Genomic DNA, 24,328 nt, shown 5'->3' on the forward strand with positions numbered 1-24,328 from the left:
CGGCGCGGCGGCGGGACAGGCGCGCCTCAGAGCAGCTTGCGATAGACCACGAAGCCGGATTTCTCGGCCACCTTGTCGTAGAGCTTCATCGCCGTGGTGTTGGTCTCGTGGGTCTGCCAGTACACCCGTGGCGAGTCGGCCGCCGCTGCACGCTCGCATACCGCTTCGATCAGGGCGCGCGCGACGCCCCGGCCCCTGGCCGCCTCGACCGTGAACAGGTCCTGCAGGTAGCAGCTCATGCGGATCTGGGTGGTGCTGCGGTGGTAGAGCAAATGCGCCAGGCCGAGCAGGCCGTGGGCACCCTCCGCGACCAGCGCGTGCACCGGTTCCGCGGGGTCGAGAAAGCGCGACCACGTGGTGGCCGTGATCTCGGCCGGCAGCGCGGTCGGACCGCTGCGGCCATAGAAGGCGTTGTAGCCGTCCCAGAGAGGCTTCCAGGCCGCGAAGTCGGGCTCCGAGACGGGGCGGATGCGAAACGAAGTGTCCATATCGAGGGGCTATGCCCAACGCACCGTCAGGATGCACGCGGCCTGGATGCCGAAGGCGCGGTGATGGATGCCGGGGCCCCAGATCACGAAGTCGCCGTGGCGGCGCAGGGTGTGCGCGAGGCTGTCCGCGGGCGCGAAGTCGGCGCGGGTCGAGAACTCGATGCGGAACTCGCCTTGCGCATCGACCAGCATCGACAGGGTCCGGCCTTCGCTGAGCGGCTTGGGGTCGCCGTTCGGATGGCCCGCCGGATGCCGGAAGTACTTGATGCACGGTCCGCTCGACGTCGTGCCGTCGGCCACATGGCGCAGGGCCGTCGCCGGGCCGTGGGTCCATTCGCCGAAGCCGACGAACCAGCCGGTGCCGTGGGTGTCCAGGTCGCCGGCGTTGCCGAATTCGACGCTTTGCAGCAGGCTCATGCGCGGGCCGTTCTCAGCAGCTTCCCGGTCGACGAGGCGCGCACCAGCAGGACACCGCTTTCGGAGAAGAGATCGGCCTCGAGGAAGACGACGCTGCGGCCCCAGCGCAGCACCCGCGCCTCGACCTCGTAGGCGGCGACCCCGACCCGCTCGAGGAACGACACCTTGAGCTCCAGGCTCGCCAGGCTGGCATCGGGATCCCGCGCTATGACGGCGAAGGCCATCGCGCTGTCGAGCCAGGCCGTGATGAGGCCGCCCTGCACCACGGTGCCCTTCGTGTGGGCGAACTCGGGACGCGCGGTGTAGCGAACGCGGGCGATGCCGGCTTCGTGGTCGACGCGAAGCACTTCGGTGAATCCGATGGCGTGCATCAGGTCCTTGGGGAATTTGCTGAGGTCCATGGTGGCGCGTGTGGCGGTTGTCTCGACAGCGCATATTGTCCGTCCAGACGCAGCGCCGGCGGACTCGGACCTCAGGGCGGGGGCGGCACGAAGCTGTAGCGCAGCCGGCGCCCTTCGAGTCGCAATCGCAGGCCGTGGTGCCTGAACAGGTAGCGCAGGCCGATCGCCAGGGAGCCGAAGCCCGCGGCGGCCGCCACGCCCATGGCCCAGCGCGGGCCGAAGGTATCGGCCACCCAGCCCACCATCGGCGCCCCGATGGGCGTGCTGCCCAGGAGGATCGCCAGCAGGATGGCGATGACGCGGCCGCGCAGGGCCGGGTCGGTGGACATCTGCACCATGCCGTTGGTCGAGGTGGTGAGCGTCTGCGCCGCCGCGCCGGTCACGACCAGGGCGATGCCGAAGCCGACCACGTTGGGCATCAGCGCCGCCGCCAGGCAGCCGAAGCCGAACACCGCCGATCCCACCAGCAGCAGGCCGAAACGCGGCTGGGCGCGGCGCGCCGCCAGCAGCGCGCCGGTGACCGAGCCGATGGCCATCGTCGAAGAGAGCAGGCCGTACTGGCCGGGGCCGCCGTGGAAGGCGCCGACCGACATGGTGGAAATGAAGATGGGGAAGTTCAGGCCGAAGGTGGCCACCAGGAACAGCATGGCCAGCAGGGCGCGCAGGTCGGGGCGGCGCCAGACATAGCGGAAGCCCTCCATCAGGCTGCCCTTGTTGCGCCCCGCCGTGCCGTGACGCGGATAGAGCTCGCCCTGGCGCAGGCAGGCCAGCGAGGTCAGCACCGCCACGAAGGACAGCGCATTGAGCAGGAAGGCCTCGCCCGGCCCGGTGGCCGCGATCACCAGCCCGGCCACCGCCGGCCCCACCATGCGCGCGGCATTGAAGGAGGTGGAGTTGAGGGCCACCGCGTTGGACAGCTCGGTCTCCGACACCAGCTCGGCCACGAAGGTCTGCCGGGCCGGCGCATCGAAGGCCGCCACGCAGCCCAGCAGCAGCGCGAACACGTAGACATGCCACAGCTGCGCCATGCCGCTCACCGTGAGCAGGCCCAACCCGAGCGCCAGCAGGCCCATGGCGGCCTGGGTCGCCATCAGCAGCTTGCGCCGGTTCAAGCGATCGGCCGCCAGGCCGGTGAAAGGCAGCAGCACCAGCTGCGGGCCGAACTGCAGCGCCATCACGGTGCCGACGGCGGTGGCGTTGTGGTTCGTCAGGTGCGTCAGCACCAGCCAGTCCTGGGCGGTGCGCTGCATCCAGGTGCCGACGTTGGACACCAGCGCGCCGGCCGCCCACAACCGGTAGTTGCGGTTGCGCAGTGAACGGAAGGTAGGGCCATCAGGCCTCCAGCAGGCGCTGGAGCAGCCGCACCGCGCCGGCCAGCTGCCGCTGCTCGGCCGGCGAGTAGCGCGCCGAGATCGTGCGCTGCAGCCAGTCTTCGCGCGCGGCCCGGACCTGGCGGAACACCTTGCGCGCCTGCGGGGTAAGCGACAGCAGCGTGCGGCGCCCGTCCGCCGGGTCCGGCGCGCCCCTGACATAGCCGGCCTCGATCAGCGAGGCCACGGTGGCGCCCATAGACTGGGAACGGACGCCTTCGGCCAGCGCCAGTTCGGTCACGGTGGCGGCCTCCTGCCGCTCCAGCCTCAACAGCACGGCGCGCTGGGATTCGGTCCAGTCGGCGGCGGAGGCCTCCTGGCGCAGCCGACGGCGCAGTTGCGAGGCCAGCATGCGCAGCTCCACCGCCAGCGCGTGGGGCGTGTCGGTTTCGGGGTCGGCGAATTGGGCGGGCATTGCACTCGGTTGGACAGGATAACTACGAAGTTTAGCTTCTTATTTTGACCCCGGGGGCGACCTGGACATGGAGGAATCTAAAACGACAATAAAGTTTGCCCGATTGAATAAAGTCAGCCTCGCGATCGAATAAAGTCCGCCCCCTTTCTTGCGCCGCCGCCCGCTGAATTCATCGCCTATGGGCATGAGACAACGGGTCGGTGCCTCGCGCGCGATGGCTGCGGGGGTCTCGCTTGTCGGCGTTCCTTTTTCCCATGGGTGCGAAGTCGCCCTGCAGTACAACCGACCCACGACGCGGGCTCAGCCCACACGGAACTTCTTTGTCTTAGAGCGGTGAGTCGAGGTCGCTCAGCACACTGGCGATGTCGATGTTGATGATGAGTTCCTTCAAAGTTAGGCCGGAACTCCATCAAAATTAGGACCTAACTTTGACGGCGGTGTTTCCAAGTCATTGATTCATAAGAAGAATTTCACGACGAGGCGTTGTGCCATCGATGACCTTCCTTCACCATGGATTCTCTGCGGGTCGTGGCACGGTCGCGGCCATGGCCGCTCGCGTAGTCACCGCCTTCAGATGACCTGGCGGGAGCCTTTGCTGTGGCTACGTAAGAATCTATATGACTAATGGAAGAGCCACGTCACGAATCGCCCTAGAAGCCGAGTTGGCGACCGTACGTATCAAGCCGTAGGCATTTTTGTTGAACGAAGCGGAGGATGAGCGTCCCGCCAAGGCCCGCCAGCAGACCGACCAGTGCAGAGGCCAAGCCAGCCGGACCATGCGGGCGGCTGGGCGGTTAGTGGTGGGATCGGACGTCTTCAGCGCAGAATTTCAACCGAGGTATCGAACACATAGCCCGCACCGCGCTCTGTACGGATGAACCGGGGCTCGGACGGATTCACCTCGATCTTGCGGCGCAGCCGAAGGATCTGAACGTCGATTGAGCGGTCGTAGACCTCCGCGCCATGCAGGCGCGACAGCTCCAGCAGCCGGTCGCGCGAAAGCACCCGTTGCGGTGCCTCACACAGCGCGAGCAGCAGGTTGAACTCGCCATTGCTCAATTCGACCCGGCGGCCATCGGGAGTGGTGAGGCGCCGCACCAGCAGGTTCAGCTCCCAGCCGGCGAAGCGGTAGGCACGGCAGCTGGCCTCTCGCGTGGGCGGGGCCGCTTCGGCCTGCAATTGATAGCGCCTCAGCACCGCGCGGATGCGTGCCAGTAGCTCACGGTTGCTGAAGGGTTTGGTGACGTAGTCGTCGGCCGCGATTTCCAGTCCCATCACGCGATCGGCCTCGTCGCGCTTGCCGGTCAGGATGATCACAGGTATCGCGCTGTGCTCGCGCAATTGTCGGGCGAGCTGCATGCCGTCCTCCCCGGCCAGACGCAGGTCCAGCATCACCAGGTCGATGGCATCTTCCCGCAGTATGCGGGCCATCTCGGCCCCGGAGGCGGCTGCGCTGACGCGCATCTCGTTCTCCGACAGGTATTCGGTCAGCAGTTCGCGGATGGCCGGATCGTCATCGACCACCAGGATATGGGCAGGCGAGGTATTCATGGCGTCGTAAGCGTAGTGCATGAGTCCCCGCTCGCGCCAGCGGCCCTGTTGCAGATGAAACCGAGGCGCATTTCATCAGACATGCCGGCGGATGGACGAGCGGGCTCCCGCTGTCAATGGTGGCCGGCCGCCGAAAGGATCAATGTCGCGACCTCCTGCGGATGCGACAGCAGCGAGACGTGGCTGGAAGGCAGCTCGATGGTGCGTGCATTCATGCGCTTGGCCATGAAGCGCTGCAAGTCGGGGTTGATCGTGCGGTCCTCCGCGGATACCGCGTAGTAGGTGGGCTTGAGGCGCCAGGCAGCAGTGGTCGTGCGTGCGGCCGGCGTGGCCTTCGACATGCGGCCCTGTACGGCGTAGTAGGCGCGCGCCTCGGCGGTTGGAAGGTCGCCGGCGAAGTCGCGGACAAACGCTTCCTCAGAGAGCTGGCCGTAGCCATCCGTGCCCCACACGATGCCTGCGCTTGCCGGAGGCGTGGGGAAGCGGCCTGCGAGCTCACCGTAGTTCTCGCCCGCATCGGGTGCGCGCGCTGCCACGTAGACGAGGGCGGTCACCTTCGGGTCCACGCCCGCCTCGCTGATGACCATGCCGGCATACGAATGAGCTACCAGCAAAGTGGGCCCCTGCTGCAGCGCCAAGGCGCGCCGGGTGGCCTCGACGTCGTCTGCAAACGAGCTCAGCGGATTCTGGACAGCCATGACGTTCAGCCCGGCCTGCTGGAGCAGCGGAATGACCTTGCCCCAACTGGAGCCGTCGGCAAAAAGGCCGTGCACCAGCACCACGTTTCGCGCGGCGGGCGTGCTCTGGGCGAAGACCTTGTTGGCCCCGAGCGCGGCTGCGGACAAGGCGGCAAGCGAACCTGCGAAGTTGCGGCGATTCATCATTTCATGGCTCCTGGTGTTGTTGGGTGGTGCTGACTGTGATGCGCTGCGGTTGCGCGCCCGTTGCGTGGTCCCTCATTTCTGCTACAGGCGAAGTGGAGATCGTTTCATTTGCAATTCGCAACGAGGCTGACCTCGTGACGGTCTTGTTTCAACTGACATTGCACTCGCTACGGATGTCGCGAATCGCTGCGCCTCCGCAATCCGTGCGCAACCGCACAACTTGACCATCGAAGCATGAGATGAAACGTCAAGGAGCGAACGATGAACCACCCAAGCTACTCGCAGCCGGTCGCGAGCTACGAACTGCGCTTCCAGTCGCTTTTCCGCCAGCGGCGGGGCTGGGCCTTTCCTTGCGACGCCGAAGGCCACGTCGACATGGACACCTTGAGCGAACGTGCGCGCATCAACTACCTCTTCGCGCGTGCACTCGTGGGCATCGACGTGGATACACCGAGGGTTCGACCGAGATGATTGCCCGCTAGCTCGCCCTCGAACGCAGCCTTCAGACAAGGACCAAAAAATGCATGTAACGACGATCGACATTCGCGAAGCCGCAGCGCCGGCCTTGTTCTATCTGCGCCCGAACTGGGGTGGCCCTGTAGAAGCGAGCGCAAAAGACCTGGAATTCCTTGCTTTGGCAGAAGGCTACCGCGCGTTCGGCGGCATCGCGGTCAGCGCCGAAATGGCCGGGCGCTTGCCGGGGGCAGGCATTTCGCGGCTGGCCCGAGGCATCGTTGCGCGAGAGGTGATCAGCTTCGAATGGCGCGGCGAGTACTGGCTGCCGCGCTTTCAGTTCGAGGGCGAAGGACTCACAGTGACTGCGGATGCGGCCCTCCTGATTGCGGAGCTCGCCGCCGCACTGGATGACAGCGAATTGGCGCAATGGTTCGTGACGACCAATGCGTGGCTGGGAGAACGCCTACCGCTGCAGGTGATGCCAACGGACTTCGAACGTGTGCATGACGCGGCGCGCTCGTTCCGCTTTGCATGCCGCGACTGAAGCGCCAGACGACAAGGACTCACGATGAAGAACGACAGCATTCGCACGTATCACCGAGCGGCTTCACCTGCCGGCGTCGCCGCCGTCATCTGTGCCTTTCTCTCCCTGTCATTGGCCGGCTGTGGCGATTCGAAGCCCCAGGGGACTGTGGCACAGGCACCGGAAGTCGAGGTTGTCACCGTTCACCGCCAGGCTGTGCCGGTCCGCACGGAGCTTCCAGGGCGCACCGTGGCCTATCTCGTCGCGCAAGTGCGCGCACGCGTCGATGGAATCGTGCTCAAGCGCGAGTTCGAGGAGGGTTCGGACGTCAAGGCCAACCAATTGCTCTACAGGATCGATCCTGCGCCGTATCGCGCAGCACTGGACAGCGCGCAGGCCTCGCTGCAGAACGCGCAGGCCCGTCTGGTGTCTGCGACCGCACTGGCGCAGCGCGACAGGCAGCTCATCGCCGCGAACGCGGTGAGCAAGCAGGACCTGGACAACGCCGTGGCCGCGCAAGGGGAGGCCGAAGCAATGGTCGCTTCCGGAAAGGCGGCGGTGGAGACCGCGCGCATCAACCTGGGCTACACCGACGTGGTGTCGCCCATCAGCGGTCGCGTCGGGATTTCGCAGGTCACGCAGGGAGCGTACGTGCAGGCAGCCGCGGCGACGCTGCTGTCCACCGTGCAGCAGCTCGACCCCATCTATGTCGATCTCAATCGCTCCAGCCTTGCGGGCCTGCAGTGGCGCCGTGACATCGTGTCCGGAACGCTCAGGGTCGGCGGTCCGGACGCGGCAAAGGTCCAGTTGACACTCGAGGACGGAAGCCAGTATCCGTTGGCCGGAAAGCTGGAGTTCACCGACGTCACGGTCGACTCGGGCACGGGCTCGGTCACGGTACGTGCGGTGTTTCCGAATCCCGACCATGTGCTGCTGCCCGGGATGTTTGTGCGCGCCAGCATCGAGCAGGGCGTGGACGAGCATGCGTTGCTGGTGCCGCAGGTGGGCGTGACGCACGATCCAAAGGGCCAGGCCACGGTACTCGTCGTCGGCGACGACGACAAGGTCGCGCTGCGCACGATCCAGGCGACGCGAACCTCCGGAGACCAATGGGTGGTAGACGGCGGCCTCGAGGACGGCGAGAAGGTGATCGTTGCCGGGCTCCAAAAAGTGAAAGGCGGTGCGCTGGTGCGAACAGTGGAGAAGCAGCCGCCAGCCGCTTCCGCCGGATTGCCGGGTGCACGATCTGATCGTGTCGTGGCATCGGCGGAAAAATAGGCGAGGAGCGGAACATGGCCAGGTTCTTTATCGGGCGCCCGATCTTCGCGATCGTTCTTGCAATCCTCGTGATGCTCGCGGGAGCGTTGTCGATCTTCACGTTGCCTGTCGAGCAGTACCCGCAGATCGCGCCGCCCACGGTGCAAGTCACCACCAGCTATCCCGGCGCGTCAGCCACGACCGTGCAGGACACGGTGGTGCAGGTGATCGAACAGTCAATGAGCGGGCTCGACCACTTGCTGTACCTGTCTTCGGTCAGCGACGACACCGGTCAATCGACCACGACCTTGACGTTTGCGCCCGGGACCAATCCGGACATCGCAGAGGTGCAGGTACAGAACAAGCTCCAGCTCGCCACGCCGCTGCTGCCGGCACAGGTGCAACAGACCGGCGTGCGGATCACCAAATCCAGCAGCGCATCGCTGCTCGTAGCGGCCTTCGTGTCGACGGATGGCAGCATAAACAAGTACGACATTGCCAACTACGTGGCGTCCCATGTCCAGGACCCGCTGAGCCGTCTTGAAGGCGTCGGGAACCTGAACGTGTTCGGCACTCAGTACGCGATGCGCATCTGGCTCGACCTTCAGAAGCTCTACGGTTACTCCCTCACGCCGGTCGACGTGACCAGCGCGGTGTCGGACCAGAACGTCCAGGTGTCCGGTGGCCAGTTGGGGGGCGCACCGGCCGTGGGAGACCAGCAGTTGACCGCGACGATCACCGCCGCCACGTTGCTGCGCACGCCGGAGGACTTCGGCGCGATCCTGCTCAAGGTGCAGCCGGATGGCTCACAGGTGCGCCTGCGCGACGTTGCGCGCATTGAACTGGGTGCCGAGAACTTCGCTGTAGACACCCGGTACAACGGCAAGCCGGCTGCGGCGCTCGCGGTGCAACTGGGCACCGGCGCGAACGCCCTGCAGACGGCCAATGCGGTGCGAGCGCGTATCGATGAGCTGTCGAAATACTTTCCGCCGGGCCTGAAGGTGGTCTATCCCAATGACTCGACGCCCTTCATCAAGGAGTCGATCAAGGAAGTCGTGAAGACCTTGTTCGAGGGCATCGCGCTGGTCTTCCTGGTCATGTTCCTCTTCCTGCAGAACATCCGCGCGACGATCATCCCGACGATCGCGGTGCCGGTGGTGTTGCTCGGGACTTTCGGGGTGATGGCAGCGCTCGGGTTCACCGTCAACACCCTTTCCATGTTCGGACTCGTGCTGGCGATCGGCCTGCTGGTGGACGATGCGATCGTCGTGGTCGAGAACGTGCAGCGCGTGATGGAGGAAGAGGGCCTGTCAGCCGTCGAGGCGACCCGCAAGGCCATGGGCCAGATCTCCGGCGCACTCGTCGGCGTGGTGACGGTTCTGTGTGCGGTGTTCGTGCCCGTCGCGTTCTCCGGCGGGACGGTGGGAGCGATCTACCGGCAGTTCTCGCTCACGATTGTCGCGGCGATGCTGCTGTCGGTGCTTGTGGCGCTCACGCTCACACCGGCTCTGTGCGCGATGCTCCTGAAGCGCTCCCCGGAGGGTGCCGAGAAGAAGACTGGCTTCTTCGGCTGGTTCAACCGCCGCTTCGAGCGCTCGCGGGAGCGCTACGCGAGCGGCGTCCGCCATGTGATCCTGCGCTCGGGCCGCTGGCTCGCGATCTACGCGGTGCTCGTCGCCGCGGTGGGGTGGCTGTTCGTGCACCTGCCGACTTCCTTCCTGCCGACGGAGGACCAGGGCTTCATGTACATCCAGGTGCAGACGCCCCCGGGTGCGACGATGGAGCGCACGGGTGGCGTACTCGCGGACATCGGGAACTACCTGGCCAATGATGAAAAGGCCACTGTCGAAGGCAGCCTCGTGGTCAACGGGTTCAACTTCGCGGGCCGTGGACAGAGCCAGGGACTGGTGTACGTCCAGCTAAAGGACTGGCACCAGAGGCAGCATCGCGACCTTGGTGCGGCTGCCTTGTCCGCCCGCCTGGCCCGGCACTTCGCCTCGTACAAGGACGCGATCATCATCCCGATCACGCCGCCAGCCATTCAGGGGCTGGGGACTGCCTCCGGCTTCGACTTCGAGCTGGAAGATCGCGGCGGCGTGGGTCAGGAAAAGCTCACCCAGGCATTCGACAAGCTGCTGGCCCTCGCATCGCACGACCCGGACCTTGCGCTCGTGCGACGCAACGGACTCGCCAACAACCCGACCTTCCGGGTGGACGTGGATCGCGAGAAGGCGAGCGCGCTGGGGGTGGCGATTGCGGACGCCGACCAGGCCTTCTCGATCGCGTGGGGTTCGAAATACGTCAACAACTTTCTCGACACCGACGGCCGAATCAAGAAGGTGTACGTGCAGGCCGATGCACCGTTTCGCATGAATCCCGAGGATCTGGACCAGCTCTACGTTCGAAACGTGCAGGGCGGGATGGCGCCGTTCTCGTCGTTCTCGAAAAGTTCGTGGACCTTCGGCCCGCCGCAGCTGCAGCGCTACAACGGAGTGCCTGCGATCGAGATCCAGGGCCAGGCCGCGCCGGGGCGCAGCACCGGGCAGGCCATCGCAACGATGGAGCGCCTGATGAAGCAGATGCCGGAAGGCATTGGGTACGAGTGGACCGGTGTTTCGCTGCAGCAGCAACAGTCCGGCTCGCAGGCGCCGTACTTCTACGCGCTGTCGATCCTGGTGGTGTTTCTCTGCCTGGCGGCGCTCTACGAGAGCTGGGCGATTCCGTTGTCAGTGATCCTGGTCATTCCCCTGGGCGTGCTGGGCGCGCTCGGTGCGACCACGTTGTCAGGCCTGACCAACGACGTCTACTTCCAGGTCGGCTTGCTGACCACGATTGGCCTGTCGGCGAAGAATGCCATCTTGATCGTGGAGTTCGCACGCGAACTTCAGGCCACGGGCCGCAGTGCATTCGATGCCGCGATAGAGGCTGCGCACATGCGACTGCGGCCGATCGTCATGACCTCGCTGGCCTTCGGCCTCGGCGTGCTCCCGTTGGCCTTGGCCAAGGGCGCGGGTTCGGCGAGCCAGAACGCGATCGGCGTTGGCGTGATCGGCGGAATGGCCACGGCGACGTTCCTCGCCATCTTCTTGATCCCGATGTTCTATGTCGTGATCGCAGGCAGGCTGGCGCGGCCGAAGCACGCTTCGGAGCCGACGCATCCGCCGCCAGTCGCCAACTCAACCCTCGAAGGAGTCTGACATGCACTTCCTCCAGCGCGGTGCGGTCGCAACGGCCGCGGCGATCCTGATGGCAAGCTGTTCGCTGCAACCGGTCTACCAGCGGCCCACGGCACCGGTTGCTGCTGCCTATCCTCAGGGCGAAGGCTACGGCGCGGCTGCAAGCGTCGACGCGGATCTGCCGCCCGCTGCCGATATCGGTTGGCGCGACTTCCTGCCGGATGAGCGTCTGCAGCGGCTGATCGAGATCGCGCTGCATAACAACCGCGACCTGCGCGCCGCGGCGCTCAATGTGGCGCAGGTGCAGGCCGAGTACCGTGTCCAGCGCGCGGCCTTGTACCCGCAAATCGGGGTCGGGGTCCAGGGTGAGCGTTCGCGCACGCCCGGCAGCCTCACCCAATCCGGCAACCCACTCGACGCGCGATCGGCGACGGTGGGGCTTTCCGCGGCGTGGGAGATCGATTTCTTCGGACGTGTGAAGAGCCTCAGCGACGCGGCTCTCGAACAGTACCTGGCGAGTGCGCAAGCGCGGCAGTCGGTTCAGATCCTTCTGGTGTCGCAGGTCGCCGACCAATACTTCACCGTGCTGGCGTACGACGACCAGCTCGCCGTCACGCGCAAGACGTTCGAAGCGGCCACGAGCTCACTTGCGATCGTGCAGCGCAGGTTCGACGTCGGCACGGCTTCGGAACTGGACGTGGCCCAGGCGCAGACACTCGTCGAGAACGCCCGCATGAATGAAGCGGACCAGTTGCGCCTGCGGGCACAGGCAGAGAACCGCCTGGTGCTGCTCGTGGGGCAACCGTTGCCGCCGGACCTGCCAAAGCCGGTCCAGCTCAGCGAGCAGACCCTTCGCGACGACGTGCCCGCAGGGCTGCCTTCCGACCTGCTCATGCGTCGCCCTGACATCCTGCAGGCCGAAGCCCTTCTGCGCTCGGAGAACGCGAACATCGGCGCGGCACGCGCGGCCTTCTTTCCGCGCATTGCGCTGACCGGCACCTTCGGCACGGCGAGTTCGACGCTGGGGGGACTGTTCGGTGCCGGCGCCAGTGCCTGGTCGTTCGTTCCGGCGCTGACGGCGCCGATCTTCGATGCCGGCGCCAACCAGGCCAACCTTGACGTCGCCAAAGTGCGAAAGGACATCGGCATCGCGCAGTACGAGAAGGCGATCCAGGTCGCATTCCGGGAGGTATCGGACAACCTCGCCGCCCGCTCGAACTATCAGGACAAGCTCGTTGCCGCACTGCGATTCACCGACGCGCAGGACCGGCGGATGCGGCTTGCCCAGTTGCGATACGAGAGCGGCGTGGACGACTATCTTAACGTGCTCTCCGCGCAGACCGACCTGTACAACGCCCAGCTCGGGCTGGTGCTGGTGCGGATGAACCGTCTGGAGAGCCTGGTCGACTTGTACCGGTCGCTGGGCGGCGGATGGCTTCGGGATACCGGCAATGCCGAGCGCGTCGCAGGAGAGTTCACTCGCTGAGTGGGGAGGCGGTGGCGAATCACGGCTTCGACGCGCTTGAACGCGAACCCGTGCTGCAAGCATGAAAAGCACGCCCTCGGGCGTGCTCGGGACCGCATGCGCCTTGCGGCGCGATGCTTTACTTCATCGCGACGGCCGGCCGCGAACCGGCCGCATGCAGGGCGGCGAGCTCGAAGGAGCCGCTGTCTTCGCCATAGAGCTGATCGAGCGTGCCGTTCTTCTCGGCTTGCGCGAGTTCAGATTTGACTTCAGCGCGCGGCGTGGTCAGGACCTGGTGCTTCGCAAGGTAGAACGAACCGCTGTCGCTGCCGTCCAGCGCATTCAGCGTGCCTTCGGCGCGGGCTTCCTTGACTTCGTCCTTCACTTCGCCGCGGGACTCGGTGGAGTGGAAGTGCGCCGCGAGGTAGGCCGAGCCGCTGTCCTCGCCGGTGAGGGCAGCGAGCTGGCCGCTGGCCTGCGCGGCCTTCAATTGCGCCTGGACTTCAGCGCGGGACACCTGGGCCGACGCCGCGGTGGCCGTGAGGGCGAGGCTGACGGCCAGCAGGCCCATCGTTGCATTGAACTTCTTCATGATGATTTCCTTCACGCGTCTGGATGAATGGGTAGAGACAGCACCGGCAGACGCGCAACCGGCACTCTCGCGAAACAACCTTGCGACTCGCGTCTGCTTGGTTGCCTCTACTGTCGGTGGGGCAGGTTGCCGCCGGATTGCATATCGCAGGCGTCCCAGTTTCATCTGAAATGAATCGTTGATCGCGCTGCAATCACCGCTCAATTCGCGCGCGGCAAAGTGGAGGCGGGCAGTCGGATGCGCATTCGCCGGAAGCCCGCTTCTCATTGAATGCACCCCCAAGAGGAACATCACATGACTACTACGCTCGAATCTGCTCTCGCACGTCGCCAGGCACCGCTCCGGACCCCTACCGCCCTCGGCGCAGAGGTGCGGCGCGATGTCGGGGCTGCACTCGCCGCACTGCTCGCCGATGCCTTTGCGCTCTACCTCAAGACGAAGAACTTCCACTGGCACATGTCCGGCCCGCACTTCCGCGACTATCACCTGATGCTCGATGAGCAGTCGGACCAGATCTTCGCGACCACCGACCCGATCGCGGAGCGCGCACGCAAGCTGGGCAGCACCACGCTGCGCTCCATTGGCGACATTTCGCGGCATCAACGACTGCTGGACAACGACGCGACCTTCGTCACTCCGACGGACATGCTGGCGGAGCTGCACGAGGACAATCTGCGCCTGGTCGACTTCATGCGCGCGACACACGCGCTGTGCGACGAACAGGGCGATTTGGCCACCACCAGCCTGCTGGAAGTGTGGATCGACGAGGCCGAGCGGCGCGCGTGGTTCCTCTTCGAAGCCGGACGCGCTGGCTGAGGCGGTAAGGATCATTGCCATGGCCGACATGACGGAACTTCTTCTGTCCGCGCTGGAGCGGCAATCGCGTATCCAGGCGCAGCAGTTCGACGATCTGCGATCCAGCGTCGCGACGCTCCGCAGCCAGCTCGGTGAACTCGTCAAGCGCATCGACCGGCTGGACGACACATCCACGCGGCACGAGCCGCAGCGCTAGCCATTTGGCTGCCCGGCCCTCCGCGCGATCCGGCGTTGTCTCGTTTGCGAAGGCCGGTGCGCCGGTTACATCTGTAATGGCCCACTCCCGTTCTGACATCGCGAAAGCATCTGCATAGGTCCTAATTGGACCCAGATGAGACGACAACACAGGGATTGCATTCATGTCAAAGATCATGGTTATCGAGGAAGATGTAGCGATGCGCGTGTTGATTTCCGAATGGCTGGCTTGCGAGGGGCACGATGTCCGTGCGCTGCCGCGGCAAGGCAGTGCATCCGACAGCACCGTGGCTCTGGTCATCCTGGATCTGCCGCATCCGCGCTCGCGCGGCGACGAGACGGCCTGCGCCGTGAAGGCCGTGCGTGCTGCCTATCCGTGCGCTGCGGTCATCGGAATCTCCACGCAACTCGGGCGCAGCCTGGGCGTCGATTCGGGCGCCGCCCGGGCGCTCGGCGTCAAGCGGCTTCTCGCCAAGCCATGCACCCGCGAAGAACTGCTCGGCGCAGTGGCGGAAGCGCTCTAGCGTGATGAAGTCGGGCGACCGCCTTCGGCGTTGGATCATCGCGGCGGGCGTGCTGCTGGTCGCGGCCTTTACGGCCTCGGCGGTCTACGACAGCTGGCGCCTGCATCAGCAGATCATGCTCGCCAACGAGCGCGAGCTCGGCAATCTGGCCAAGGCGCTGGCCGAGCAGGGTTCGCGCAACCTGCAGGCGGTCGACCTGCTGCTGCGCGACACGGCCGACTGGTACGAGACCACCGGCCGGCACCTGCCGCCCGATGCCATCTCCGCCGCACTGGCGGCGCGCGTCGTGGGCATTTCGCAGGTCAGCGTGCTCACGCTGGTCGATGCCCAGGGCATGCAGCGCCATCGTTCCCGCACGACCGGCGAGCCGCTCGCGGACGTTTCGGATCGACCTTACTTCCAGAACCAGCGCGAGCGTCCCTCTGGTGACCTCTACATCAACGAGCCGGTGGTGACGCGCAGCGAGCGGTTGCCGGCGCTCGTGGTGTCGCGGCGGCTCAGCACGCCCGAAGGCAGATTCGATGGTGTGGTCACGGCGATCGTCACCCTCCAGCAGATCCAGGCCGCCTACTCCGCGATCCATCTCGGCGACGGCAGCGCGCTGGTCCTGACGCTGGACGACGGAACGCTGGTAGTTCGGCAGCCGGAGATTGCAGGTTTTGACGTGACGCGGCGATTTCCAGAACTTCCTCGCTTCAAGGGTGCGCCTCTCGTCGATCGCTCGATCAGTCCGATCGACGGATCGGCCAAGCTGGTGGCGGCGGTGGGGGTCGGCAAGCGGCCGATGACGCTGAGCATCATTCGTGACGAGGAAGAGGCCCTGCGCCCCTGGCATGACGAGGTGCGCAGCGCGATCATCCGAACGCTGCTGCTCACCGGGCTGGTCGTCCTGACGATCGCCGGGCTGCTGCATCAGCTGAGACGGCTGGAAACCGGCGAAGCGGAGAAGGCCGCGTTGCAGGCGCGGCTGCAAAAGGCGGAGCGGCTGGAGTCGCTGGGTACGCTGGCGGGCGGCATCGCGCACGACTTCAACAACATCCTGGGCGCGATACTCGGCTTCGGCGAGATGGCGCAGCGGCACGCGGAGCCGGGCAGCGATATGCGGCGTCACCTCGACCGTGTGATGCAGGCTGGTGCGCGTGCCCGGGTGCTGGTGCGCCGCATCCTCGACTTCAGCCGTAGCGGCGTCGCCGAGCGCAAGCCGGTTCACATCCAGGCTGTCGTCGAAGAAGCGATCGCGATGCTGCGGCCGACGCTGCCCGAGTCGATCTGCTTCGAAGCGCGGCTCGAAGCGGGCGCGGCGGCGGTGATGGGCGATGGCACGCAGCTTTACCAGGTGGTGATGAACCTGTGCACCAACGCATCGCAGGCCATCGTCGAAACAGGCGTGATCGAGGTGCGGCTGGAACGCATGCGCTCGAGCGCGTCCCAGCACCTGTTGCATGGAGACATTGCGGCGGGTGACTATGTGCGGTTTATCGTGTCCGATACCGGTCGCGGCATGTCGGCCGATGTGCTGCAGCGAGCCTTCGATCCGTTCTTCACCACGAAGAAGGTGGGGGAGGGCACGGGGCTCGGTCTGTCGATGGTGCATGGCATCGTCTCGGATCTCGGCGGCGCGATCGATATCCAGACCGAGCCGGGTCACGGGACCTGCGTGGCGGTGTGGTTGCCGATTTCCGGTGAATTCGACGCGCAGGCGCAGCGCCCCGACCCCGCTTGGCCGCGCGGCTCGGGGCAGGTGGTGATGGTCGTGGACGATGAGCGGCCGCTGGTTGAACTGGCCGAGGAATTGCTCGCCGAACTGGGCTACGAACCCGTGGGCTTCGAGAGCAGCGAGCGTGCCCTTGAAGCCTTCACCGAGGACCCGCAACGCTTCGATGCCGTGCTGACCGACGAAATGTTGCCGGGCATGCCGGGCAGCGAGCTGGTTAGGCAACTGCAGGCGATTCGTCCCGGCCTGCCGGTGATCCTGGTCAGCGGCAACGTCGACGCGACGCTCGAGCAGCGTGCTCGCGACGCCGGTGTGATTGCGCTGCTGCGCAAGCCGCTTGCACTGCGCGAACTCGCCGAGACCCTTGCATTAACGCTCGGTCGCGAGTGAACGAGCGCTGAAGTCAAGACGCTCGCGCGCAGCATCATGCATCAGTACGGCAATCGGAGGTAGTGGCTTCCGAGCGCCATGAGCTCGCCATTGTCCGCGAGGAGGCTCGTATGATGCGGGTCGTTGCCTTGCGTCCAGCGGCCGGTGAACCACGCGTAGCGGAACACGTCGGCGCGGGACTCGCACAGCGCGACCATCTCGGTCATCTGTGCCCTCTGCTTGTCCACCGTGTCGATCTGGGCGCTCCCGTCGCCATTGTGCCAGTTGGCGAATTCGGTGACCCAGAACGACTTGCCGTACTTCTTCAGCCGGTCGAGTTGGGACTCGAGGCCGTAGTCGTACCAGTGAAGGCCTAGGTAGTCGATCTGCGGATCGCGGTTGCCGTTCGCCGCACGATAGGCGCCGTAGAAGGCATCGAGCCACACGACCGGATCGGCGAAGCCCGGCATCGTGCCCCAGGTCATTGCGGGGCCGACGAGCTGCACGCCGGTCCGTGCGGCGATCGATTCATAGCGTGGCCACAGTTGCGCGGCCTGCACCGGCGTCAGATTGGCCTGGTCGGTCAGGTTCGGTTCGTTCAGCAGCAACAGGTGCCGTATTTCCGGATGGGCCTGCAGATAAGCGAGTGCCTGCGCGTCGTCGAAGTCGCCCCACAGCATGGGGACGAAGTCCATCCCGAAGCGTGCGGCATGGTCGGAAGGCGCGCCGACGTTCGGACGCAAGCCCCAGTCGTACCACCAGCTGACGCCGGGCGCGAGCGCGGCCATGTCCTGCTCCGTGGCAAGGTCGTAGGCGATGCCGCGCCTCGTGCTCTTCGATGGTGATGCGGGTGGTGTGGCGTCAGAAGCACCAGCAGAAGTACTAGCAGATGCGGAGGCGTCGCCGCTGCCAGTGCTGCCGTTGCCGCTGTTGCTGCCACTGCCGCCACCACCAGCGAATCCGGCACCACCACCTCCGCCGCCACCACCACACGCGACGAGGCTCGCAGCGGCGAGGGTTGCGGCCAGCAGGCGCCGTCGTTCTTCGAGCAAACGAAAGTTCACTTGCCATCTCCACTGTTGGCGTGCATCACAGGGAGCTCAGGAAAGCGATCACCGCGGTGCGCTCATCCTTCGACATCTCCTCGAACCTGGCGCGGCTCGCAGCGGCCTCGCCGCCGTGCCACACGATGGCTTCCATCAGCGTTCGCGCGCGGCCGTCGTGCAGGTAGCGCGCGTTCTGCTCGCTGCCCTGCACGTACTTCAACGACCCCAGTCCCCACAGCGGCGCGGTGCGCCACATGCTGCTCGTCGCCTTGCCTTCCGGCAGCGTGTCGGCCAGGCCCGGTCCCATGTCATGCAGCAGCAGGTTGGTGTAGGGGTGAATGGTCTGGTTGCGCAGCTCCGCGAAGGGATGGTTCGCGCCTGTCTTCATCTGCGGCGTATGGCAGGCCACGCATTGCGCCTGCGCGAACAGGGCCTTGCCTCGGTTGATCTGGTCGGGGTTCACGTCATGCTCGGGCGAGACGCGTGTGTCGTCCGGGAAGCCGCTGCGCAGGCTGCGCTGCGCCGGCACGGCCAGCAGCGAGAGGTAGTCCGAAAGACGCTGGATTTCGGTTTCGGAGATCGCTGTGGCGCCGGTCGCATTGCGGCAGCCCGGGTCGAGCCGCTGGCAGTCGCGCGAAGGAAAGACAGGGCTGGTCACGCCCATGTCCTTGAGCAGCGCGTCGCCGATCTGCTGGCGCAGCGTGGCCTTCGAGGCCTTCCAGCCATAGCGTCCGAGGTGGACCTTGCCGGTCTCGGGGTTGGTCACCCAGTTCGGCACGCCCCTGACGCCATCGCCATCGCGATCGGTTGGGTCGGCCAGCGCGAGGATGGTGCTTTCGTCGATCGCCTCGATCAAACCCATGCCCACGACCTGTGCCGCCTGGCGCACGGAGAACTTCGCGGGGACCGGACCCTTGAATGCATAGACAGGCTTCTGCAGCCCGACCTTTTCGCCATCGGGCAGCGTGTACAGCGTGGTGTCATAGGATTGCACGCTCACGGAAAGGTCGCTTGCATTGGCGTCGCGGCTGCGCTGCTGCACGTTCACGCCGTAGGCCGCATCGGGCAACGGATTCGCGCCCGTCGATGCACCCGCTGCGGTCAGCACCGCCATCGAGTCCAGGCGCACGCCGACGCCGGAGACGACGCTTCGGCCGTTGAGCGTGTGGCATGCGATGCATCCCTCCTGGTTGAAGCGCGGGCCGAGCTGGTTGACGTGCGCGGCGAACACCGGGTTGTCGTCCGGGTGCTCCGAATGCCTGCCATCGAGGAACGACGAGTGGAACAGCCGCCGCCCCTGCACGAAGCGTTTGGCGTTGACGATGCCGATGTTGTTGGACATCTGCTGGAAGACGCGCATCGGCTCTTCCGAATAGTTGTACGAAAGGCTCGTCGACCCACCCAGCAGCGTCGCATCGGGCAGTGGTGCGGAGTTCAGCCGCGGTGCCACGCCGTACCACGGCACCAGGCCTTGCCCCACGACGTAGAGCTGCTCGAACGAGTAGTAGCGGCTGCCGGCCCCATCGACCACCGCTTTGCCCTTCAGACTGTCGGCGACCGGCTCGCCGGCGTGCATGCCATCGCCGTAGCGCTCCAGGCGCTCGGCCGGCGACAGCTCGATCACGTCGCCCATCTTGAGCGCGCGGTGAGGTTGGCCTTTGGGCACGTCCCAGTAGGAATCGAAGTCGATCTTGCAGTCCCGGCTGCCCGCCATGCAGATCGGATTGCCGCCCATCGTCGGATTGTTGAAGCCTGTGTTGAGCGACCAGCCGTAGTCGCGGACGCCTTCATCGTTGCTGTTCCGAAAGAGACTGAAGGTCGTGCCGTCGAAGGTGCCGTCGTTGACGATCAGGGTCATTTCGATGAGCTGCTTCCCCGCCGGCACGTGGTCACGAATCTCGATGCCGTAGGTGCGATTCTGGAAGTAGGCGGACGGGAAGGTGAGATACCGGCCCGGTCCTTCGTCGGGTGCGGTCCAGGGTTCGCCGCGCTCGCGCGCATGTCGTTCCGTGGGGCGCATCCCCATCAGCGTGACAAGCGTTCCGTCCGGCCCGCGGTACTGGATCTGCTCCGTCATCGGCGAGCCTGCCGCGAACAGCGGATAGAAGCTGGTGATGCCCAGGCTTGCATCCACCGACACGGGCTGCGTCGGGGGCAAGGGCGGCGACGGAGGGACTGGGTTCGGCGTGTCGATGTCGGTGCCGAGGTTCCTCGGCTCGTCCGGTGCGCTTTCCGCGGGCGCCGAAGGTGAAGGCGTCCCGGCGCTGGACGAGAGGGCAGTGGCGGCGATGGCCGCGGACGATCCGCCGGAACCACCGCCGCAGGCGCTCAGCGTTGCAGCAGCCATGAAGAGACACGCGAGGGAGACAGTGATGAGCGACGGCGGTCGCCCGACGTCGAGGTTCTTCTTGTTCACGATTCGTTTTCCTTGTGCTTCGTGCGGCGTGGATGCCAGAAAACTTCAGGGAAGTTCATGACGATCGCCGTCGATGAATCCCGCAGTCCTCGTGCCAGATCACCGTTGATGTGGAAAACGCAGGGCGTGACACGATTTGTCACATCGGCTGGCGCGAATCGGCCGCAGTGAACGCGGCGCCCATGCGCCGGGCCATCACCCGACGAGCCGATAACCCTTGCCGTACACCGTCTCGATGCGCAGCGGCTCGCCGCCCGAGGGCACGACGCGCTGAAGCTTCCTTCGCAGCTCGTAGGCATGCTGCTGCACTGCGCGTTCCGCGCTGCCGTCGATGCGGCCGACGAGTTCCTGGCGAAGGTACTCGGTCGTCACCAGCTGGTTGCACTGCTCGAAGAGCAGACGCGCCAACGTGAGCTCGCGCGAGGTCAGCCGCTCCACTCGGTCCTTCGAGTGCAACACGCCGGTGGCCATGTCGAGCGTGCACGCGCCAACTTTCAGCGTGCTCTTCCGGGACGCGCGCAGCTTTGCGCTGATGCGGGCGATAGTGCGTTGGACCACGTGATGGGGCGAGAGCTCGCAACGGATTGCATAGTCGTCGGCACCGTGGAGCAGCGCGCGCGATATGTTGTGGGCGCCACCTTCCCCGACCACGATGAGTGCGGTTTGCGCTTCAAGATGCGGCTCCACTTCCAGCAGGCATTCATCGATGCGCGCCATGGAATCCTCGATCAGGATGGCCGCGAACGCTTGCTCCGCATGGGCCGCGATAAACGCGCTGGCGGCCGAAAACGGCGCGACCTCGATGCCCTGCGCGACCAGGGCGCCCGCAATGTGCGCCGAGGCGCCGGGATCCCACATCAGTGTTGCAACCCTCATCGCGCTACCATCTGTATGGCAATATGTTGCGGACCCCTCGCTTCGATTTCCAAGATTCGATTTGTCATTGGCGGCTTCCAAGCATTTCGTGTACCGCTGGACCCGAGGGCGAGGGACGAATACTTAGTACTTCTCTTTTTGTAACAAACTTGTCGCGTCGCACTGAAGCGAGCGACAAGTTTGTCAGCTCTGGTTTGTCGTCGCCGTGTAGTCGACAAAGCTATCGCTGCGGCAGAAACTCGCCAATGTCATGCCGGCCTGGCGTGCGATCTGAATGGCCAGCGAACTCGGCGCCGACACGGTCGCCACCATCGGAATGTTGGCGCGCGCCGCCTTGCTCACCAGCTCGTAGCTCGCCCTGCTCGACAGGAAGACGAAGCCATCGTCGAGCGGCAGGCGAGCCAGCACGCGTTGACCGACCAGCTTGTCGAGCGCGTTGTGACGCCCCACGTCCTCCGCGGCCATCAGCACCTCTCGTTGCGGGCTGCACCACGCGGCGGCATGCAGCGCCCCCGTGAGTCTGGTGAGCGCCTGGAACCGGGGCAATTCCTCCGCTGCCCGACGGATGCTCCCGGCTGTCGGCTCGATCACGACGGCGGAGCGCGAAACCGGCTCCGGCATCAGGTCGAGCAGACCCAGGCTTTCGATACCGCAGACGCCACAGCCGGTGCGACCTGCGAGCGATCGGCGCCGGGTCTTCAGGGCTTGAAAGGACTGCTGGATCACCGTCAGCTGCACCTCGGCGCTCTCCTTGTGCATCAGCACCTCGAGATCGAGAATCTCGCTACCGTTGCGCACAAGGCCCTCGGTCAGCGCAAAACCGACGGCCAGCGCTTCGAGGTCGCGTGGCGTGGCCATCATCACAGCGTGCGAGATGCCGTTGAAGACCAGGGCGACCGGCCACTCCTGGGCCACGCAATCAGTGGCGAACGTCTGCGCGGCATTGCGGTGGCGCGCCACGCCGACTTCGACGTAGCCCTTGGGTTCGTTCATTTCCAGCATGGGACTTCCTGGTACAGGCCTACGCCGCCATCGGGACAGGCAAGGCAACGGAACGTCGCATGAGCACCGGCACCGACTTGGAGGTCGGCGTGCCCGAAACATCGGCCACGCTGTCCAGCGGTACCAGGGGATTTGTCTCCGGGTAGTAGGCGGCGATGCACCCGCGCGGGATGTCGTACTCGACCAGCAGGAAGCGGTCGGCGCGTCGCTCGATGCCGTCTTCCCAGACGCTGAACAGGTCGACCCATTCGCCGGCTGCGAAGCCCAGCACCTTCAGGTCTTCGCGATGGACGAACACCACGCGGCGCTGTCCGAACACGCCGCGGTAGCGGTCGTTCAGGCCGTACACTGTCGTGTTGTATTGATCGTGCGAGCGCGTGGTCATCAGCACCATCAACTGCTCGCCGTACTTGCGTCGTGCGCGGTGCAGGGGCGTGTCGGACTCGATGGTGCTGACCACGAACTGGGCCTTCCTCGTCTCTGTCTCCCAGACGCGCTCGCGTGAAGCCACGCCGAAATGGAAGCCACCAGGAGTCGAGACGCGGGCGTTGTAGTTCTCAAAGCCTTCCACACTCAGCGCGATGGCGTCGCGGATGCACGCATAGTCGCGCGATAGTGCGAGCCAGTCGACCGGCCGAGCGCCGAGCGTGGCGTGGGCGATACCGGCCACGATGGCCGTCTCGGATCGCAGGTGCTCCGACGCCGGCTTGTTGATGCCGTAGGAGATGTGGACCATGCACACCGAGTCTTCCACCGTCACGCCCTGGGCAACCCCGTCCTGCACGTCGATCTCGGTGCGCCCGAGCACGGGGAGAATGAGCGCCTCGCGCCCATGCACCAGGTGGCTGCGGTTGAGCTTGGTCGCAAGGTGCACCGTGAGGTCGCAGTTGCGCAGGCCCTCCCAGGTGCGCTCCGTATCCGGCGTGGCCATCGCAAAATTGCCGCCCAGTGCGAGGAACACGCTGATGCGGCCGTCACGCATGGCGCCGATGGTTTCCACCACGTCGAAGCCATGCCGGCGCGGCGGCTCGAAGGCGAAGGCATTTGCCAATCTGTCGAGGAAGGCCTTGGACGGCTGGTTCTCGATGCCCACCGTGCGGTTCCCTTGCACATTCGAATGACCGCGCACCGGCAGAAGACCCGCACCGGGCCGCCCGATGTTGCCGCGCATCATCATGAGGTTCGACAGCATCTGGATCGTGGGCACCGAGTTCTTGTGCTGGGTCAGGCCCATGCCCCACGTCGAGATCACGGCCTTGCCACGGATGTAGATCTCGGCCAGGTGCTCGATTTCCTCCCTGGCCACACCGGACTCGGCGACGAGCTCGTCCCAGGGCTGGCGACGCAGGTCTTCAGCGAAAGCTTCGAAGCCGCTGCAGTGCTCGGCGATGAAGTCCGCATCGAGAACGCGCGGCGCGCCTTCGAGCAATGCGATGTCATCGCGTTCGAGCACGCGCTTGGCAACGCCCTTTAGCAGGGCCTGGTCGCCGCCGAGCTTCGGGCGCACGAAGACCGAGGCGATCCTAGTGCTGCCCATGGTCATCATCTCGATGGGGCTCTGCGGGTTGGTGAAGCGTTCCAGCCCGCGCTCGCGCAACGGATTGATGGCCACGATGGTCACGCCGCGCCTGGCGCATTCGCGTAACTCGCCGAGCATGCGCGGATGGTTCGTCGCGGGGTTCTGGCCGAACAGGAAAAGGGTGTCGCAGCGCTCCATGTCGTCCAGCGTGACTGTCGCCTTGCCGACACCCACGGTACCGGGAAGGCCCCGGCTGGTGGACTCATGGCACATGTTCGAGCAGTCGGGGAAGTTGTTGGTGCCATAGACGCGTACGAACAACTGGTACAGGAAGGCGGCTTCGTTGCTGGCCCGACCTGAGGTATAGAACGCAGCCTCGTCGGGGCTCGCCAGCCTTTTCAGGTGCTGGGCTACAAGTTCATAGGCGGCGGACCATGCGATGGGCTTGTAGGTGTCCGTGGCCGGGTCGTACGCCATCGGTTCGGTCAGGCGACCGTGTTCCTCCAGTTCGTAGTCAGATTCCTCGAGCAGGCTCGTCACCGTGTGCTCGGCGAAGAAGTCGGGCGTCACCCGCTTGCTGGTGGCCTCGACCGCGACGGCCTTGACGCCGTTCTCGCAGAACTCGAAGGTCGACGCATGCTCGCGGTCGGGCCATGCACAGCCAGGGCAATCGAAGCCATCGCGCTGGTTCTGCTTGAAAAGTGTCTTGTAGTTCTCGCCGGGAACGCGCTCCTTCACCAGTGAGATGACAACCTGCTTGATGGCGCCCCATCCGGCGGCAGCATGCGTGTACGGCTCGATTCTGGCGTTCGGGTTGCTATTCCTGCTGGACACGAGTCTCTCCTGGGTAGTGCTT

General features: G+C 65.5%; 22 protein-coding genes. 9 read left to right on the top strand and 13 right to left on the bottom strand.

Going from position 1 to position 24,328, the window contains the following annotated elements; genetic code table 11:
- Positions 1-26: 26 nt before the first annotated feature.
- From QZH52_RS32030 to QZH52_RS32060, 7 genes are all read right to left on the bottom strand, one after another.
- A complete protein-coding gene (locus QZH52_RS32030) occupies positions 27-488 on the bottom strand; it encodes a GNAT family N-acetyltransferase (protein WP_301815127.1) in 462 nt (153 codons plus the stop codon).
- Positions 489-497: 9 nt separating this feature from the next.
- A complete protein-coding gene (locus tag QZH52_RS32035) occupies positions 498-905 on the bottom strand; it encodes a hypothetical protein (RefSeq protein ID WP_301815128.1) in 408 nt (135 codons plus the stop codon).
- Positions 902-1,306: a PaaI family thioesterase gene (locus QZH52_RS32040; protein WP_286530674.1), complete on the bottom strand. Its 405-nt coding sequence runs from the start codon at positions 1,304-1,306 to the stop codon at positions 902-904. The genes QZH52_RS32035 and QZH52_RS32040 overlap by 4 nt, the downstream gene beginning before the upstream one ends.
- Positions 1,307-1,377: 71 nt before the next feature.
- Positions 1,378-2,619, bottom strand: a complete 1,242-nt coding sequence (locus QZH52_RS32045) for an MFS transporter (protein ID WP_301815165.1) — start codon at positions 2,617-2,619, stop codon at positions 1,378-1,380.
- A 19-nt stretch (positions 2,620-2,638) separates the two neighbouring features.
- Positions 2,639-3,091, bottom strand: coding sequence for a MarR family winged helix-turn-helix transcriptional regulator (locus tag QZH52_RS32050; protein WP_301815129.1), 453 nt, complete (start codon positions 3,089-3,091; stop codon positions 2,639-2,641).
- A gap of 816 nt (positions 3,092-3,907) precedes the next feature.
- Positions 3,908-4,663, bottom strand: a complete 756-nt coding sequence (locus QZH52_RS32055) for a response regulator (RefSeq protein WP_301815130.1) — start codon at positions 4,661-4,663, stop codon at positions 3,908-3,910.
- 92 nt (positions 4,664-4,755) lie between these two features.
- On the bottom strand, positions 4,756-5,523 hold the full coding sequence (locus QZH52_RS32060; protein WP_301815166.1) for an alpha/beta fold hydrolase: 768 nt from the start codon (positions 5,521-5,523) through the stop codon (positions 4,756-4,758).
- A 264-nt stretch (positions 5,524-5,787) separates the two neighbouring features.
- Here QZH52_RS32060 and QZH52_RS32065 point away from each other — a divergent pair, with 264 nt between their 5' ends.
- From QZH52_RS32065 to QZH52_RS32085, 5 genes are read left to right on the top strand one after another with little or no spacing between them, the layout of a single operon-like run.
- The gene (locus tag QZH52_RS32065) at positions 5,788-5,997 is read left to right on the top strand and encodes a hypothetical protein (protein WP_301815131.1); all 210 of its coding nucleotides are present in this window, start codon (positions 5,788-5,790) and stop codon (positions 5,995-5,997) included.
- Positions 5,998-6,046: 49 nt separating this feature from the next.
- Complete coding sequence (locus QZH52_RS32070; RefSeq protein WP_301815132.1) at positions 6,047-6,526, top strand: hypothetical protein; 480 nt, start codon at positions 6,047-6,049, stop codon at positions 6,524-6,526.
- A gap of 24 nt (positions 6,527-6,550) precedes the next feature.
- On the top strand, positions 6,551-7,783 hold the full coding sequence (locus tag QZH52_RS32075; protein WP_301815133.1) for an efflux RND transporter periplasmic adaptor subunit: 1,233 nt from the start codon (positions 6,551-6,553) through the stop codon (positions 7,781-7,783).
- 14 nt (positions 7,784-7,797) lie between these two features.
- Positions 7,798-10,959, top strand: coding sequence for an efflux RND transporter permease subunit (locus QZH52_RS32080; protein ID WP_301815134.1), 3,162 nt, complete (start codon positions 7,798-7,800; stop codon positions 10,957-10,959).
- 1 nt (position 10,960) lies between these two features.
- A complete protein-coding gene (locus QZH52_RS32085) occupies positions 10,961-12,424 on the top strand; it encodes an efflux transporter outer membrane subunit (RefSeq protein WP_301815135.1) in 1,464 nt (487 codons plus the stop codon).
- Between the two features lie 118 nt (positions 12,425-12,542).
- Here the strand turns inward: QZH52_RS32085 and QZH52_RS32090 are convergent, their stop codons facing one another.
- Complete coding sequence (locus QZH52_RS32090; RefSeq protein WP_301815136.1) at positions 12,543-12,995, bottom strand: hypothetical protein; 453 nt, start codon at positions 12,993-12,995, stop codon at positions 12,543-12,545.
- A gap of 294 nt (positions 12,996-13,289) precedes the next feature.
- Between QZH52_RS32090 and QZH52_RS32095 the strand changes: the two genes are divergently transcribed.
- The 4 genes from QZH52_RS32095 to QZH52_RS32110 all read left to right on the top strand — a co-directional run bounded on the left by QZH52_RS32095 (position 13,290) and on the right by QZH52_RS32110 (position 16,634).
- Positions 13,290-13,811: a Dps family protein gene (locus tag QZH52_RS32095; protein WP_301815137.1), complete on the top strand. Its 522-nt coding sequence runs from the start codon at positions 13,290-13,292 to the stop codon at positions 13,809-13,811.
- A gap of 19 nt (positions 13,812-13,830) precedes the next feature.
- Positions 13,831-14,007 (top strand): hypothetical protein, encoded by a 177-nt coding sequence (locus QZH52_RS32100; RefSeq protein WP_301815138.1) that lies wholly within the window; start codon positions 13,831-13,833, stop codon positions 14,005-14,007.
- A gap of 163 nt (positions 14,008-14,170) precedes the next feature.
- Complete coding sequence (locus QZH52_RS32105) at positions 14,171-14,530, top strand: DNA-binding transcriptional response regulator (RefSeq protein ID WP_301815139.1); 360 nt, start codon at positions 14,171-14,173, stop codon at positions 14,528-14,530.
- 4 nt (positions 14,531-14,534) lie between these two features.
- Positions 14,535-16,634: an ATP-binding protein gene (locus QZH52_RS32110; protein ID WP_301815140.1), complete on the top strand. Its 2,100-nt coding sequence runs from the start codon at positions 14,535-14,537 to the stop codon at positions 16,632-16,634.
- A gap of 41 nt (positions 16,635-16,675) precedes the next feature.
- Here QZH52_RS32110 and QZH52_RS32115 read toward each other — a convergent pair whose 3' ends face one another.
- The 5 genes from QZH52_RS32115 to QZH52_RS32135 form a co-directional block, all read right to left on the bottom strand.
- Positions 16,676-17,677, bottom strand: a complete 1,002-nt coding sequence (locus QZH52_RS32115) for a glycosyl hydrolase (RefSeq protein WP_301815141.1) — start codon at positions 17,675-17,677, stop codon at positions 16,676-16,678.
- A gap of 25 nt (positions 17,678-17,702) precedes the next feature.
- A complete protein-coding gene (locus QZH52_RS32120; RefSeq protein WP_301815142.1) occupies positions 17,703-20,075 on the bottom strand; it encodes a di-heme oxidoreductase family protein in 2,373 nt (790 codons plus the stop codon).
- A gap of 195 nt (positions 20,076-20,270) precedes the next feature.
- Positions 20,271-21,032: a helix-turn-helix domain-containing protein gene (locus tag QZH52_RS32125; protein ID WP_301815143.1), complete on the bottom strand. Its 762-nt coding sequence runs from the start codon at positions 21,030-21,032 to the stop codon at positions 20,271-20,273.
- Positions 21,033-21,134: 102 nt separating this feature from the next.
- Positions 21,135-21,953, bottom strand: coding sequence for a formate dehydrogenase accessory sulfurtransferase FdhD (fdhD, locus tag QZH52_RS32130; protein ID WP_301815144.1), 819 nt, complete (start codon positions 21,951-21,953; stop codon positions 21,135-21,137).
- A 19-nt stretch (positions 21,954-21,972) separates the two neighbouring features.
- Positions 21,973-24,306 carry an FdhF/YdeP family oxidoreductase gene (locus QZH52_RS32135; RefSeq protein WP_301815145.1) on the bottom strand — a complete coding sequence of 778 codons (2,334 nt, stop codon included), beginning with the start codon at positions 24,304-24,306 and terminating at the stop codon, positions 21,973-21,975.
- Positions 24,307-24,328 lie beyond the last annotated feature (22 nt).

The sequence above is a fragment of the Variovorax ginsengisoli genome (assembly GCF_030486595.1).
GTDB classification, from domain to species: domain Bacteria; phylum Pseudomonadota; class Gammaproteobacteria; order Burkholderiales; family Burkholderiaceae_C; genus Variovorax; species Variovorax ginsengisoli_B.

Bases quoted from the DNA above. Each gene is read 5' to 3' on its own strand.
- QZH52_RS32030 (WP_301815127.1), bottom strand. From the start codon at position 488: ATGGACACTTCGTTTCGCATCCGCCCCGTCTCGGAGCCCGACTTCGCG.
- QZH52_RS32065 (WP_301815131.1), top strand. From the start codon at position 5,788: ATGAACCACCCAAGCTACTCGCAGCCGGTCGCGAGCTACGAACTGCGC.
- QZH52_RS32050 (WP_301815129.1), bottom strand. From the start codon at position 3,091: ATGCCCGCCCAATTCGCCGACCCCGAAACCGACACGCCCCACGCGCTG.
- QZH52_RS32100 (WP_301815138.1), top strand. From the start codon at position 13,831: ATGGCCGACATGACGGAACTTCTTCTGTCCGCGCTGGAGCGGCAATCG.
- QZH52_RS32070 (WP_301815132.1), top strand. From the start codon at position 6,047: ATGCATGTAACGACGATCGACATTCGCGAAGCCGCAGCGCCGGCCTTG.
- QZH52_RS32035 (WP_301815128.1), bottom strand. From the start codon at position 905: ATGAGCCTGCTGCAAAGCGTCGAATTCGGCAACGCCGGCGACCTGGAC.
- QZH52_RS32110 (WP_301815140.1), top strand. From the start codon at position 14,535: ATGAAGTCGGGCGACCGCCTTCGGCGTTGGATCATCGCGGCGGGCGTG.
- QZH52_RS32080 (WP_301815134.1), top strand. From the start codon at position 7,798: ATGGCCAGGTTCTTTATCGGGCGCCCGATCTTCGCGATCGTTCTTGCA.
- QZH52_RS32095 (WP_301815137.1), top strand. From the start codon at position 13,290: ATGACTACTACGCTCGAATCTGCTCTCGCACGTCGCCAGGCACCGCTC.
- QZH52_RS32075 (WP_301815133.1), top strand. From the start codon at position 6,551: ATGAAGAACGACAGCATTCGCACGTATCACCGAGCGGCTTCACCTGCC.
- QZH52_RS32060 (WP_301815166.1), bottom strand. From the start codon at position 5,523: ATGAATCGCCGCAACTTCGCAGGTTCGCTTGCCGCCTTGTCCGCAGCC.
- QZH52_RS32040 (WP_286530674.1), bottom strand. From the start codon at position 1,306: ATGGACCTCAGCAAATTCCCCAAGGACCTGATGCACGCCATCGGATTC.
- QZH52_RS32105 (WP_301815139.1), top strand. From the start codon at position 14,171: ATGTCAAAGATCATGGTTATCGAGGAAGATGTAGCGATGCGCGTGTTG.
- QZH52_RS32055 (WP_301815130.1), bottom strand. From the start codon at position 4,663: ATGCACTACGCTTACGACGCCATGAATACCTCGCCTGCCCATATCCTG.
- fdhD (WP_301815144.1), bottom strand. From the start codon at position 21,953: ATGCTGGAAATGAACGAACCCAAGGGCTACGTCGAAGTCGGCGTGGCG.
- QZH52_RS32085 (WP_301815135.1), top strand. From the start codon at position 10,961: ATGCACTTCCTCCAGCGCGGTGCGGTCGCAACGGCCGCGGCGATCCTG.
- QZH52_RS32090 (WP_301815136.1), bottom strand. From the start codon at position 12,995: ATGAAGAAGTTCAATGCAACGATGGGCCTGCTGGCCGTCAGCCTCGCC.